At 35.9% G+C, this 14,407-nt stretch carries 15 protein-coding genes; 6 read left to right on the top strand and 9 right to left on the bottom strand.

The window, feature by feature from the left end; genetic code table 11:
• Positions 1-332 precede the first annotated feature (332 nt).
• Positions 333-2,174, top strand: a complete 1,842-nt coding sequence (locus ACFSQS_RS06485; protein WP_388015910.1) for a DEAD/DEAH box helicase — start codon at positions 333-335, stop codon at positions 2,172-2,174.
• A 264-nt stretch (positions 2,175-2,438) separates the two neighbouring features.
• Entirely contained in the window at positions 2,439-3,215 is a 777-nt protein-coding gene (locus ACFSQS_RS06480; RefSeq protein WP_388015907.1) for a carboxypeptidase-like regulatory domain-containing protein, read from the top strand.
• A gap of 141 nt (positions 3,216-3,356) precedes the next feature.
• Here the strand turns inward: ACFSQS_RS06480 and ACFSQS_RS06475 are convergent, their stop codons facing one another.
• Genes ACFSQS_RS06475 through ACFSQS_RS06465 form a run of 3 tightly spaced genes read right to left on the bottom strand, consistent with a single transcriptional unit; the run spans position 3,357 to position 5,014 of the window.
• Positions 3,357-3,731, bottom strand: coding sequence for a VOC family protein (locus tag ACFSQS_RS06475; protein ID WP_388015904.1), 375 nt, complete (start codon positions 3,729-3,731; stop codon positions 3,357-3,359).
• Between the two features lie 58 nt (positions 3,732-3,789).
• Positions 3,790-4,317: an SRPBCC family protein gene (locus ACFSQS_RS06470; RefSeq protein WP_388015901.1), complete on the bottom strand. Its 528-nt coding sequence runs from the start codon at positions 4,315-4,317 to the stop codon at positions 3,790-3,792.
• A gap of 31 nt (positions 4,318-4,348) precedes the next feature.
• Positions 4,349-5,014, bottom strand: coding sequence for a TrmH family RNA methyltransferase (locus tag ACFSQS_RS06465; protein WP_388015898.1), 666 nt, complete (start codon positions 5,012-5,014; stop codon positions 4,349-4,351).
• 195 nt (positions 5,015-5,209) lie between these two features.
• On the opposite strand from ACFSQS_RS06465, the gene ACFSQS_RS06460 reads away from it, so the two are divergent.
• Entirely contained in the window at positions 5,210-5,893 is a 684-nt protein-coding gene (locus ACFSQS_RS06460) for an SIR2 family NAD-dependent protein deacylase (RefSeq protein ID WP_388015895.1), read from the top strand.
• Here the strand turns inward: ACFSQS_RS06460 and ACFSQS_RS06455 are convergent.
• The 6 genes from ACFSQS_RS06455 to xrtF all read right to left on the bottom strand — a co-directional run bounded on the left by ACFSQS_RS06455 (position 5,890) and on the right by xrtF (position 10,913).
• Positions 5,890-6,243 (bottom strand): heavy-metal-associated domain-containing protein, encoded by a 354-nt coding sequence (locus ACFSQS_RS06455; RefSeq protein ID WP_388015892.1) that lies wholly within the window; start codon positions 6,241-6,243, stop codon positions 5,890-5,892. The genes ACFSQS_RS06460 and ACFSQS_RS06455 overlap by 4 nt on opposite strands.
• 141 nt (positions 6,244-6,384) lie before the next feature.
• Positions 6,385-8,634 (bottom strand): TonB-dependent receptor, encoded by a 2,250-nt coding sequence (locus tag ACFSQS_RS06450; RefSeq protein ID WP_388015889.1) that lies wholly within the window; start codon positions 8,632-8,634, stop codon positions 6,385-6,387.
• Between the two features lie 39 nt (positions 8,635-8,673).
• Positions 8,674-9,402: a heavy-metal-associated domain-containing protein gene (locus tag ACFSQS_RS06445; protein ID WP_388015886.1), complete on the bottom strand. Its 729-nt coding sequence runs from the start codon at positions 9,400-9,402 to the stop codon at positions 8,674-8,676.
• Between the two features lie 78 nt (positions 9,403-9,480).
• Entirely contained in the window at positions 9,481-9,879 is a 399-nt protein-coding gene (locus ACFSQS_RS06440) for an HYC_CC_PP family protein (protein WP_417398511.1), read from the bottom strand.
• A 61-nt stretch (positions 9,880-9,940) separates the two neighbouring features.
• Positions 9,941-10,369 carry an exosortase F system-associated membrane protein gene (locus tag ACFSQS_RS06435; protein WP_388015880.1) on the bottom strand — a complete coding sequence of 143 codons (429 nt, stop codon included), beginning with the start codon at positions 10,367-10,369 and terminating at the stop codon, positions 9,941-9,943.
• Positions 10,362-10,913 (bottom strand): exosortase family protein XrtF, encoded by a 552-nt coding sequence (gene xrtF / locus ACFSQS_RS06430; RefSeq protein ID WP_388015877.1) that lies wholly within the window; start codon positions 10,911-10,913, stop codon positions 10,362-10,364. Before xrtF ends, ACFSQS_RS06435 begins: the two co-directional genes overlap by 8 nt.
• 88 nt (positions 10,914-11,001) lie before the next feature.
• On the opposite strand from xrtF, the gene ACFSQS_RS06425 reads away from it, so the two are divergent.
• The 3 genes from ACFSQS_RS06425 (at position 11,002) to ACFSQS_RS06415 (ending at position 14,036) form a co-directional block, all read left to right on the top strand.
• Positions 11,002-11,460, top strand: a complete 459-nt coding sequence (locus tag ACFSQS_RS06425; protein ID WP_388015874.1) for a GAF domain-containing protein — start codon at positions 11,002-11,004, stop codon at positions 11,458-11,460.
• A gap of 234 nt (positions 11,461-11,694) precedes the next feature.
• Positions 11,695-13,227, top strand: a complete 1,533-nt coding sequence (gene purH, locus ACFSQS_RS06420; RefSeq protein ID WP_388015871.1) for a bifunctional phosphoribosylaminoimidazolecarboxamide formyltransferase/IMP cyclohydrolase — start codon at positions 11,695-11,697, stop codon at positions 13,225-13,227.
• Between the two features lie 260 nt (positions 13,228-13,487).
• Positions 13,488-14,036: an HNH endonuclease gene (locus ACFSQS_RS06415; protein ID WP_388015868.1), complete on the top strand. Its 549-nt coding sequence runs from the start codon at positions 13,488-13,490 to the stop codon at positions 14,034-14,036.
• Positions 14,037-14,407 lie beyond the last annotated feature (371 nt).

Here is a 14,407-nt window from a genome sequence, read left to right as displayed (position 1 = left end):
TTAAAACGCCCAAAAACTTAAAATCCCTAAAAAACCAAAAACTTAAATTCCATAACTCAAATCAGCAACCGAAAAATCGTTAATCGTAAATTTTATACTGAGCAAAGTCTAAGTGCCAAATAAAAATGTATCTTTGCCGCTCGAAATTAACAGGTTGAGACCTCAAAAAATTTGCAAGAGGTTAATTTTTAATACGCTTTTTAAGCTTTTAAAATCTGTATTTCACCAAGATTCCTCAGACTGAGGATGTGTTACTAGAGGTTTAAGGTTAAGTATGTCGATGCGCTTCTTTATGTAACACTACATAACATAATCGCATACATTAAACAAGAATGAGCACATTTAAAGATTTAGGTCTTAACGACCACCTATTGCAAGCCATAACAGATTTAGGCTTTGTAAAACCCAGTGAAGTACAAGAAAAAGCAATCCCAATTTTATTAAACTCGGAGACCGATTTAGTGGCATTGGCCCAAACCGGAACCGGTAAAACGGCTGCCTTTGGTTTTCCGATGCTGGAAAAAATTGATATTGATAGCCGAACCACACAAGGTTTAATTTTATCGCCCACCCGCGAACTTTGTTTGCAGATTACAAACGAAATAAAACAGTACGGCAAGTATTGCAAAGGACTAAATGTGGTGGCTATTTACGGCGGATCGAGCATTACAGACCAAGCACGCGAAGTAAAACGTGGCGCACAAATTATAGTGGCAACCCCAGGTCGTATGAAAGATATGATTAGCCGACGTTTGGTTGATATTAGCAAAATCGAATATGCCGTTTTAGATGAAGCCGATGAGATGCTAAACATGGGCTTTTACGAAGATATTACCGAGATTTTATCGCACACCCCAGAAGACAAAAGCACCTGGTTGTTCTCTGCAACTATGCCCCGCGAAGTAGCAACCATTGCAAAGAAATTCATGAAAAGCCCACAAGAAATTACCGTTGGCAATAAAAATGAAAGCACCAGCAACGTATCGCACGAATACTATTTGGTAAATGCCAGAGACCGCTACCAAGCGCTAAAACGCTTATCTGATGCAAACCCCGATATATTCTCGGTGGTGTTTTGTCGCACAAAACGCGACACCCAAAAAGTGGCCGAAAAATTAATTGAAGATGGGTATAGCGCCGGCGCATTGCATGGCGATTTAAGCCAGAACCAACGCGATCTGGTAATGAAATCGTTTAGAAACAAACAAATACAAACCCTTGTGGCAACCGATGTGGCTGCACGTGGTATTGATGTTGACGATATTACACACGTTATAAACTACCAACTACCAGACGAAATTGAAACTTACACACACCGCTCGGGCAGAACTGGACGTGCCGGAAAAACCGGGGTTTCTATGGTAATAGTTTCTAAAAGCGAAGTGCGTAAAATAAAAAGCATAGAGCGCATAATCAAACAAAAATTCGAGAAAAAAGACATTCCTGACGGTGCGCTAATATGCGAAGTGCAACTCATGTCTCTGGCCAACAAAATACACAATACCGAGATAAACCACGAAATCGACAAGCATTTAACAAGCATTAATGAGCTTTTTGCAGATACCGATAAAGACGAATTGATTAAAAAATTCTTCTCGGTAGAGTTTACACGTTTTTACAACTACTACAACAAATCCAAAAACCTGAATATTGCTGAAGGTTCTTTTGATAGTGAAGGTGGACGCAGTTATGGTGGAACCAAAAACTCGACACGTTACTTTATTAATGTTGGCAGAAAAGATGGGTTTGACTGGATGAAGCTTAAAGACTTTTTAAGGGAACAGCTTGACCTTGGTAAAGACGATATTTTTAAAGCCGAAGTAAAAGACAGCTTTTCGTTTTTCAATACAGAAAACGAATTAAAAGAAAAAGTACTGGCATTCTTTACAGACTTTAAACACGACGGCCGATTTGTAAATGTTGAAGTTTCTGAAAACCGCGGTGGCGGCGGAAGACGCGATGGCAAACGCAGTGGCGGAAGACGCGAAGACAAGCGTGGTGGCGGAAAAAGCGACAGGCGTGGTGGCTCTGGCAACAGAAGCGAAAGACGTGGCGGCGGCGATTCTTACTCTAAGCCAAGACGCTCCGGCAGCAACACAAACTCCAGCTCAGACAAACCAAGACGCTCCAATTCTGGCTCAGGCCCCTCAATACCTAGACGTTCTAGACGCTAGGAAAAAATATACTCCTCGGAACTTTTACAAAGGTTTTCAATTAAAGTTTTGATTTCTGTTTTTAAGGGAATCAAAACTTTTTTGTTAATTTTAAGTCAAAATGAAAAGTACTGGCCTAAGGTTAACGTTTTGTTTAGTACTTTTACAACTTAATCTGTGTTACCCAATTAATACCGTAAAATGAGCTATTAATTCTTTGATACAAATCAACATTTTTAACGGCTAATTACATCTAGGACGTTAGAAAACAATAAAAATTTGCAGATGAAAAACTACACGATTCTTTTTACTTTTTTACTAATGGTAGCGTTTTGTACAGCACAAGATGCCAACAAAGTAATTGGTGTGGTTATTAATTCTGCTGACGATTCTCCGTTGGAAAGCGTAAACATTGTTAACCTCAATCAGGTTATCGGTACCACAACAAACAACAAGGGAGAGTTTAAAATTTCCGCGAAAGCGAATGATACATTACACTTTTCTTATTTAGGTTTTAAATCCATAAAGGTAAGGGTAACCAATGATTGGTTGAAATTTGGAAGTTCTAAAATAGAGCTCACCGAATTAGCTCTAGCCCTAGAAGAGGTAGTTGTAAGCCAACTAAAACTAACCGGCTATTTAGAGGTGGACATTAAACAAGTACCTGAAATTAACCGTAATTACCGCTACAGCATTTCCGGGTTGCCAAGCACGGGTTACGAAGCCGGAAAACCAACAGCGGTAACCAAGATACTAGGATCTATTTTTAACCCTGCCGATTTTTTATACCGCATGTTCGGAAAAAAACCAAACGAGTTGCGCAAGCTTAAAAAAATGAAACAAGATGATGAAATTAGAAACCTTCTGGCATCGCGTTTCGATAGGGAAATGCTTACCGTTTTACTAAAAGTAGATCGTGTGGATTTAGATGAAATTGTAAGCCAATGCAACTACTCGAAAGGTTTTATACAAACCGCAAACGATTTGCAAATACTAGATGCCATTAGCGAATGTTACGAAGAATATAAACTATTAAGTAGAGGGCGTAGTAAACGTTTGTGATTCTTTTAATAATGCTAAATTCTGAAATACTAAGCGTCATTCTAAATTTATATCAAAATATCAATACATTGATTTTATATGATTTTGCGAAACTGAAACAAGTTCTGTTTAACGTAAAATTATAATTTTAGATAACGCCGTTTATGCGTTTGAATGTAGTGCCACCCGATTGCCTTCCGTATCAATAAAAACAGCCATAAAACCATATTCTGGAGAAATTTTGGTTTTGGGTTGATGAATTTTTCCGCCAGCTTTTTCAATTCTATCGAGTTCGATTTGCACATCGTCGCTCATAAAATATACTAGTGTTCCTTCTTGACTTGGCACATAAGATTCTTGTATAATTAAACAACCAGCTGCACCTTCTTTTCCTTCTTCAAATGGAAACCAACCCATTAATGTTTCTCCAAAATCGTGAATAGCAATTTCTATATTAAAAACCGTTTCGTAAAATGCTTTGGCTCTATCCATATCTGCAACAGGAATTTCAAACCAACCTACCATGTTTTTTTTCATAATTAAAAAATTTATTATATCATCAAAATGCTTCGAATACGCTTAGCAGTAAAATAAGCTAAGATTCTAAAATGTCTTTTAAACTATCTAAACCAGCTTCAAAATCTTTCCCTACGGTTTTTTCAAAATTAAATAAGAGCATAAAAATATTCATGGGCATCGGATTTTTTGCCGTAAAACCCCATGTTACATTGGTTTGGGTTGCATCAACCCCATCTACTTTTATAAAAGCGCTCGATACCGATTTCCAAGGCTTGAAAAAACGAAGCTCAGAACTTATCTGCTTGTTTTGCTCTACGCCTATTATTTCCTGCTCGCCCGTGCCCACAAGTTTGTTTCCTTGCCATTTAGAGATAAACCCCACTTCGCCATCGACACCTATAAATTCCTGTTTCATGTTTGGATCTTTCTTTTTCCATGGCGACCATTGGTCTTGGTTTTTTAAGTATTTTAAATACTTAAACACCTCTGAAACTGGTTTATTTACAATAACACTTCTGTTAACTTCGTATGTTTTTGGGGCGAGCAAAGCAACTAAAGCAATAATGGCCAGAAACCCAACAATAATGTAAATCACTATATACATGACTCTTACTTATTGGTTTATGGTTATAAATTTACGTTTTTTTTTGGGCATTATAAAACCGCCCCACAATATCGGGGTAGCTTTTAATGGTTTTCTTAATCCAGTCTAAACGTTTCTCAAGTATTTCTTCTTCTGTTAATTGCCAGTTAATATGGGTTTGTTTTAGCTTGGTGGTAACATGTTGCAAAATAATTGCCGCAGAAACCGAAATATTTAAACTCTCGGTAAAACCAACCATGGGAATTTTTAAAAAACAATCTGCTTCGTCTATAACCTCTTGCGATAGGCCTTCGGTTTCTCTTCCAAAGAAAAAACAGGATTTTTTGCTTACATCAAAATCATCGAGCAACGCATTGTTTTTATGTGGTGAGGTTGCCACGATTTGGTAGCCATTATGTTTTAAATCCTGCAAACAATCTTTTACCGAATGAAAGCGGTTTACATCCACCCATTTTTGTGCGCCCATAGCAATTTCCCTATCTATCCGTTTCGAGTTTCGCTCTTCAACAATATTAACTTCCTGAACACCAAATACATCGCAACTACGAATAACAGCACTGGTATTGTGCAATTGATACACATCTTCGGTTGCTACCGTAAAATGTTTGGTGCGCTGCGACAAAACGGTATCAAAACGTGCTTTTCGCGATTCGGTTAAATAGCCTTCTAAATGTTCGAGAAGTTTTAAATCAGTCATATTTCAAAAATACGGAATGTCATTACGAGGAACAAAGTAACGTGCTAATCTTTTTTTGTGTAGTTAAATTTAAAGATTGCCACATTTCAACTAAGCTCAGTGCTGGCAAAACAAAAAAGTGTGATTCACAATGGCGTTAAAGTTAGTATCTTTGAATGGATTAACGCTTTCGCGGAATAAAAAAAAACTACTATTATGAAACACATTGTAGTACTCACAGGAGCAGGCATGAGTGCCGAAAGTGGCATTAAAACTTTTAGAGACGCAGATGGTTTATGGGAAGGGCACGATGTTATGCAAGTAGCCACACCCGAAGGTTTTGCTGCCAACCCAGAATTGGTTTTAGATTTTTACAACCAACGCCGTAGGCAATTATTTGAAGTTAAACCTAACACAGCACATTTTGATTTGGCTGAATTGGAAACCGATTTTAAAGTAAGCATCATTACCCAAAATGTTGACGATTTACACGAACGTGCTGGCAGCACCAATGTAATCCATTTACATGGCGAACTTTTAAAAGTAAGAAGTACTTTTGATGAAACCGATATTAAAGATTGGAAAACCGATTTGTTTTTAGGCGATTTTTGTAAAAAGGGACACCAACTAAGACCACATATCGTGTGGTTTGGTGAAGATGTCCCCATGATACCAAAAGCCATCAATATTTGCGAAACTGCTAATATTTTAATTATTATTGGCACTAGCATGCAAGTATATCCTGCGGCAAGTTTAATGCATTATGTGCCCGAAAAAACACCAACGTATTTTATTGATCCCAAACCCAATATTAACAGTAAAGAACACTTAACTGTTTTTGCCGAAACGGCTACGGTTGGAATGAAACAGCTTGTTGGGGCATTAAAAAAACAACACTAATCTTTGTGCTCATCAACAACAGCTTCGTCGCGGTACTTGCAACATGCGTGTATGTTAGCATAGGCCTCATCGGTAGCTTTTATTTCTTTGGTGTCGTGGCCTACTTTAGCAATTGCTTTTTGTATGGTTTTTAAATCGGTTTTACGGGCATCGTAAATCAATTTCAACTCGTGGGTATCAACATTCCAAACGGCAGACTTTACGCCTTTTGAGCTTAGGCATGCTTTTTCTATTCGTTTTTTGCACATCATACAAACCCCATCTACCTCAATGGATGCTTTTTGGTTTTTGTTTTGCGCAAAGGTTGCTGTTCCTATTAGCATGAGTGCTAAAATCATTAATTTTTTCATATTATATAATTTGTTTTTTATTTCCGCGAAAGCGGGAAACTATTTAATTCTGTTTTTTTGTCATTCCTGCGAAAGCAGGAATCCACTTGATGATAATTAAGTTTCAATTTATAAGATTCCTGCCTTCGCAGGAATGACAAGTTATTTTATTTTAAATCGTAATCCGGCATAATAACTGGCTCCAAAAATTGGACCATATACAAAGGTTGTATCAAAATTTGACCCAAAAGGGTTGTTTGCTCCTAAAATAGGATTGTCTTGTTTTATGTTTGTTATGTTTTCGCCGCCTAAATATACTTCAAATTTAGGAGAAAACACTTTGGTTATCTGCGCATTTAAAGTGGCTATGGTTGGCGTGTATTCTGGTAATTGATATTGGACCGGATTACCGGTTGTTGATGAAAAACGTTGTTTACCCAACCAATTAAAGGTGGTATCAAATTTCCATTGTGCGCCATTTTCCTGTGGGCGGGTTTCGTAAGCTGCATTTGCAAAAAACCTGTTTTTTGGCGTTAGCGGTTTTTCTAATTTTTCAGATTGGTACTGGGTTTTTACATTGTAATATTTGTAGGCCAATCGTAAATCGAAATGCTCGAACATATTATAATTCATTTCAACCTGAAAACTGTTGGCATAACTATCGCCTTCTAAATTATAGAAATTAACTTCTGGCGTCCCAAAGTTTTGAGATTCAAAATCTACAACAATTTGGTTTATAAAATCGGTACGGTAATAATCTAAAGTAATATCTGCTTTTCTTTCAAAAAGATTAAAGCCTTGTAAAAAAGAAACGCCGTAATTCCAAGCTATTTCTGGGTCTAAACCATAAATAGCACCATTTGTATTTAATATATTAATAGCTCGCGAGGTTGAAAATATACTTTGATTTTCGGCAAAAATATTAGCACTTCGTTTTCCTCTTCCAAACGAGGCACGTAACGCCGATTTTTCCCAAGGTGTGTATCGTGCATGAAATCTGGGCGTAACAAAAGTGCCCATTAAATTATGCTTGTCTATTCGAATCCCTGCGGTTAAATTGAGCTTATCGAGATTATCAAAATTATACTCGAAAAACGCCCCGACCGATTGCTCGGTTCTTTCGTAATCATCTGTATTTACAATTTCATCATAATGGTCGTAAGTATAGCTAATTCCTGTTTTAATTTTATGTCTGGAATCGCTGATAATGGAGTTGTAAATAGCATTGGCATACAAGCTGTTATGTTTGATATCGTATTGATTCAATCCAAAATACGATTCTTGTTTATGGCTACTAAAAGCCGTTTGCAAACCAAGTGTTTGCCATGGGATTTCTGGATTTACGTAACCTAATTTTGTCGAGATTTCGTAACGGCGCGTATCAATTTCACTGCCCCAAGCATTGGTAGTTCTTCTATCTGTTTTAGGGTTAAAATTGATTTGTCCCGTTTGTTTTTCGTCATTTAAATAATTTAGGTTTACAAAACCTATAAAGCCGTTTTCTGCATCAATATATTGCCAACGATTCATTATATTAATTTGCTCTTGCAAAGGCATATCTAAAAAGGTATCGTTGTTTTTATCGTGTTTTTGGTCGCGCAGATTGCCGTGTAAGTACAGGCCTGTACTCCATTTATGGTTTACCGGGGTATTAAAATGGGTGTTTAATTCCAAGCGTCCGTTGGCATTGGCATAGGCGTTTACATAAAGTCTATTGTCGGTTGCTGGTTTTACCAGTTCTGCATTTATTTGGCCAGCAATACTCTCGAAACCGTTTACAACGCTACCCGCTCCTTTGGTAATTTGAATACTTTCTACCCAAGTTCCTGGAATAAAACTCATCCCGAAAGCTTGTGATGCGCCTCGAATGGACGGTATATTCTCAGTAGCAATTAAAATATACGGACTCGTTAAACCCAGCATTTTAATTTGTCGTGTACCGGTAACGGCGTCGGCGAAATTAACATCTATGGATGGATTGGTCTCGAAACTTTCAGATAGGTTACAACATGCCGCTTTAAGCAACTCGTCGCTACTTACCGTAAACGTATTAGTGGCTTTTAAAAACGATTTAACCGTAGTTTGCTTTCTTGCCGTAATGGTTACTGCATCTAAATCTTTTGTTGGTTGTAACCAATGATGCACCTTTTTTGGCTCTTTTACAGTTATGGTATCGGTTTTAAAACCCACATAACTAATTACCAATTTAGTGTATTCTTTTTTATATGGAATGGTAAATTTTCCGTCAATATCGGTTACGGTGCCAACAGTGGTATCGAGCCAATATACGTTAGCTCCCGCTAATCCTATGTGTTCATTTTTATCGTTTGCTTCCATAATAATTCCGCTTATTTTGTCTTGCGAAAAGCTAACTATCGGAAGCATTAATAATATATATATTAAGTATTTCATTTTTTTAAATTTTTGCAATGCCTAATGCCCATTATGGGCTTAATTATAGGTTTTTAATAACATGATAACAGCCATAACAATCATAATGCTGTTTTCAATAAATGTGGCTTTCGTCATCGGTAATTTTAAGGCAGTTCCGAGGCAAGCACACTGAATCGTTTTTTTACTTATCAGCGATTTTGTTACGCCAATAGTTGTAATGCTTAAAATGATTAATGTGATTATTAATGCCATTGGGATTTGAATACGCATTAAAAAAAGCAAGCCCAAAACCAGCTCTATAAACGGATAAACCCATCCGTAAACGGGAACGACTTTTGCAACGGGATCGTACATTTTGAAAGATTCTGGGAATCCTTTTAAATCTAAAAATTTAAAGAAGCTAAAAACAATGTAGAACAAGCCCATAAAATCTAGCATAAACCCATTGGTATTCCACGGCTTATAATTCAATAAAACCGATGCGCCAATTATAAAAGCAAAGATTAAAAACAACGGAAACAGCTGCTGTAAATCGCTTTTTTCTTCTTCTTTTAAAGCTGAAGGATTAAATACATTCCTTTCCTTTTTTTCTGAAATGGTGTATTTATTAGATAAAGCCTTTTGCATAGTTTCGGTTGAAATATGCTGAGACATTTCAATAATCGCTTCACTTTTTTCAAGATTTACCGTAGCTTTTACAACATACTTTAAAGCATTCAATTTACCTTCAACAGAAGTTTTACAGCCCTTACAGGTCATGCCCGTAACTGTATATGTATGTGTCATGATTTTGTATTTGATATTATTTTAATTTGTATTGCACAAGTGGATTCCTGCCTTTGCAGGAATGACAAAAAAAATAAATCAAATTAGGAAAGTATCGTGAAGCACCTGAATATCCGTAACCAGATTTGGCGGCGAATAATCTTTATGAGGAATAATAAGATTTGGCAACCCTTCAAAAAGATTGATATACGAATAAACATAAGATGCTAAAAACTGTTGCTGTTCAAATTCTAAATCTTCAAAAGAAGAAAATTTCAATTCATCCTGTCCTTCAACAACATTGGTAACATCTTTACAACAGGTTTTGTTCTGCTTTATTTCTAAAACCTCCATTTCACATTTTTCGGCTTCGGTAAACAAGGCTACATCAACTAAAATATCGCCACAAAAATGCTTTTCAATAGTAAAAGACACGGTTGAAAACAACACTAAAAGTGCAAGTAACGTTGAAAAGCTTTTATGTAAAAACGGTTTTATCACAGAGCAAAAATACAAAAACATAAAAATTATACTCCCTATTTTATAAAATGATTAACAGTTAATGCTTTAGTTTATAATAATAAAACGCCGGCAATAACAAGATTAAAATTATAGGTTGAATTAAAAACCGCCTCACATTAAAAAACATATAATAGGTCTCTTGTTTTGGGTTTAAAACAAAATACAAATATGCGGCCATTAATAAAACTAAGGCAATAATATAAATAAGCGCAGAAAATTTAACGATGCTTTTCTCTTTAAAAATCACAAATAAAATGGCTAAAGAAATAAAGGTATTTAAAACAAAACGCAACACGGTAAACGCCGTTAGCTTAAAAACTTCAACACTTGGGCTATCGGCATACAAATAATCGTTTTTAAAAAAGGCTAGATAGGGGTCGTAAAACAAGTCGTTTTCAAACCATCGGATTAAAACCAATAATCCGAAACCCACAAAAAGCAATCCGTATTTAACTAATTTACCCATGCTTGTTTTTTAAGTTAGAAAACCGATTTACCCAAAAAATCCACAATAAAAAAACCATACCGTAAATAATACCCGGAAAAACTACACCGTGCAAAACCCCTTCGTGTTCCGGGTAGTGGTAAAGCGCCATACACAGAATAGCAATGCGCAATAAATTAACCGCATAAATTAATACGCTACCAGAAAGTATAAAAAACAATGTGGTTTTTAATTTGCCCGAAAACGCTATAACAAAAGACACAAACAAAATAATTACGCTTACCGCATTACAGCCCTCTATTACCCGAGCTAAATAGGTGCCATTAACTATAAGTTGCATCGAGGCTTCGTTTGGGTGGGGCAAAACCTGCGTGTTGTAACCAAAACCATTTAACAAGTTTTGGGTTTGTTGAGCCACTAAATGCGTTAAGTAATCGGGGTAATATGTCGCGCCATCTGAAAACTCCAAATAAAAATGATATAACACCGAAAACACAACATACACCAACAAAAAAGTAAGTATAAATTTAATTACCAATTTATATTTTACAACGAGTTCTTTCAAAAAAAAAAAAAATAAAAGCGTTAAAATTATCTGAAACCAAATATCTAATGTACACCTTTTTAAATACTTTTACCAAAAATTTTTATTTATGAATTTTGAAGTGCTAAAACCACAAATAGAAACTATTATTTCTGATACTGCAAAAACAACCAACGAGCGTTTATTATCCATTTGCCAATTATTGGAAACCCATATAGATCATTACAATTGGGTAGGTTTTTATTTTGCAGATAGCGATAAAAAAGAATTGCATCTTGGACCTTATGTTGGCGAACCCACAGACCATTCAGTAATTCCGTTCGGGAAAGGCATTTGCGGACAAGTAGCTGTTAGCAACCAAAATTTTGTAGTGCCCGATGTTGCGGCACAAGACAATTATATTGCGTGCAGCATTACAGTAAAGGCTGAAATTGTAGTGCCCATATTTGTTGACGGAAAAAACATTGGGCAGATTGATATTGACTCTAACACACCAGACCCTTTTACTGAAGCAGACGAGCGCTTTTTGGAGTTTGTTTGTGCTCATGTGGCTACGATACTTTCATGAAAATTCCAATTTTACAAATTATAAACTCCAAAGACCTGCTTGGTTTTAACCCAAAGCCACGGGATTGCCAGGTCTGAAAACATCACATTGTTAACAACTCTTTACTTTAGTTAAAAAAAACGTCTTCTTTTTTGAGAATTACAAAGCTTATTTTTTAATAGGAATAACTACTTTTGCATTTATTAAAGGCGCTAAGCTAAACGCAATTTAAATCTCTTTAAATAAAACACTAAAATGAGCAACGAAAAAACGATTAAATCTGCACTAATTTCTGTATTTAATAAAGATGGATTAGCACCCATTGTTAAAAAATTAAACGAACAAGGTGTTACTATTTATTCCACCGGCGGAACAGAAAAATTTATTAACGATTTAGGTATTGATGTGGTTCCGGTTGAAGATGTTACCTCGTACCCTTCTATTCTTGGTGGCCGCGTAAAAACGTTGCATCCTAAAGTCTTTGGAGGGATTTTAAACAGGCAAAACCATGATGGCGATGTTGCAGAATTAGCAGAATATAACATTCCGCAAATCGATGTTGTTATTGTAGATCTATACCCGTTTGAAAAAACAGTTGCTTCTGGTGCCAGCCAGCAAGACATTATTGAAAAGATAGATATAGGTGGTATTTCGTTAATTCGTGCCGCTGCAAAAAATTTTGCTGATGTAATTTGTGTGCCATCAGTCGATGATTATGCTGAGTTTTTAGAATTGATTTCTGAAAACAACGGCAGTATTTCTGAAGAAAACAGAAAGCGTTTTGCCGCAAAAGCATTTAATGTGTCATCGCATTACGATACGGCTATTTTTAATTACTTTAACAAAAACCATGATGAAGTGGTTTTAAAAATAAGCGAAACCAAAGGCAAGGCTTTACGCTACGGCGAAAACCCGCACCAAAAAGGCTTTTTCTTTGGGGATTTTAATGAGCTTTTTACCAAACTTCACGGCAAAGAATTAAGCTACAACAACCTTTTAGATGTAGATGCTGCCGTAAATTTAATGCTGGAATTTAAAAACGACGCACCAACATTTGCCATTTTAAAACACAACAATGCTTGCGGATTAGCGCAACGCAACACCTTACACCAAGCATATATCGATGCTTTAGCTGGCGATCCGGTTTCGGCCTTTGGAGGTGTTTTAATTAGTAATAAAGAGATGGATTTAGAAACTGCCGAAGAAATTCATAAATTATTTTGTGAAGTTGTAATTGCGCCTTCTTTTTCCGCGGAAGCGTTAGATATTTTAAAAGGCAAAAAAAACAGGATTTTATTAGAAATCCATGATGTTGATTTGCCAAAAACCAATGTTAGAAGTTGCCTAAACGGTGTTTTAGTGCAAGACAGAAATAATATTACCGATACTATTGAAGGCTTAAAAAACGTTACAAATTTAAACCCTACAGATAGTGAATTGCAAGATTTAATATTTGCATCAAAAATATGTAAGCACACCAAATCGAACACCATTGTTTTGGCAAAAAACAAACAATTGTGCGCTAGCGGAACGGGGCAGACCAGTCGTGTTGATGCCTTAGAACAAGCTATACATAAAGCCGGCACTTTTAATTTTGATTTAAACGGAGCCGTAATGGCCAGCGATGCCTTTTTTCCGTTCCCGGATTGTGTAGAGATTGCTAAAAACGCGGGTATTGCTGCTGTAATTCAGCCAGGTGGCTCTATAAAAGACCAATTGAGCATTGATTATTGCAACGCCAATAATGTTGCGATGGTAATGACGGGTACGCGCCATTTTAAGCATTAAATTTTTGTTTTAAAAACTAACCAAAATTTAGACCTGTTAAGTTTTAAAGACCTAACAGGTCTTGCTTTTTTTAACAATAACGAAGTTTAACAGAAGTAGGCTAGATGTTTCTACAATTAACGCATGGCTTGAGTTTTTAAAAAATTTAAACTACCTTAGTCGTTAAACGGCTAATGTAAAAACCTTTGCAGAACTTGTTTAAGTATTAAAACGGTTTTATATTTTAAAGCATTGTGGAGCATTTTTGAAAAACATTTGGAATGATAAGAAACTATTGGAAGGAAGAATGGAAAAAGGTTGAATTTGACGAAGGAATTGCAGAAAACGAAAAGTTCAAAATCTCAAATTATGGTCGAATTTTAAATTGTAAAGGAGAAAAGGAATTTTTAGTTAAAGAATCATTTATAAATGGCTACCAAAACCTTCCGCTGAAACAAAAACTAAATGGAAAATCGACAAGTAGATATGTTCACAAACTTGTGGCTCAACATTTCCTTGAACAAAATGACGGTATTTATGTTATCCACCTAAATTACGACAAAACCGACAATAGAATTGAAAACCTAAAATGGGCGACCAAAAGAGAAAAAGAACTTCATCAATTTAACAATCCTAATTGGGAAAAAATTGTTAAAAACAGAAGCAAAAAAATTGGTAAATTAAATGAAGGCAAAGTAAAAATAATTAAACGCCAATTAAAAAACCAAAGAACCCGAATCAATATGATTGCAAAACGTTTTGGAGTATCCGACACACAAATTCATAGAATAAAAAAAGGAGAAAATTGGAGCTCTGTAACCGAGAATTAACAAAAAAACGCAACTAACTTTACACTAACCGCCAAACGAAACTACTTCCAAAAAAGCAAAACAACTATCAGTTTTAAAAGTTCAGACAACAAACAGACGCGTAAGGGGTTGTCCCAAGGCTTCGGGAGCGTCCTTTTTTAAAGCTTGAATGTAACAAAATTTGGGTAAACAAAAACCTAGTAGATTAACAGTTGCTTTGCCCTCGCAATAAGGTTTTTAAAAAGACACAACCCTTAAACCGCACTCAGGATAAACTACAAGCCCTACCTTTAAGCAAAACCCAAATAATAAATTTTATAGTCTAAAAACCGATGAACTGCGTACATGAAATAATCTGTAATTGTTTATGGAATTTTGAGGAGCTTAAAACC

The organism is Gelatiniphilus marinus, assembly GCF_042684345.1.
Lineage (GTDB): Bacteria > Bacteroidota > Bacteroidia > Flavobacteriales > Flavobacteriaceae > Gelatiniphilus > Gelatiniphilus marinus.
Note: the sequence above shows the minus strand (reverse complement) of the source record. Positions and strands in the feature narration are given on the sequence as shown.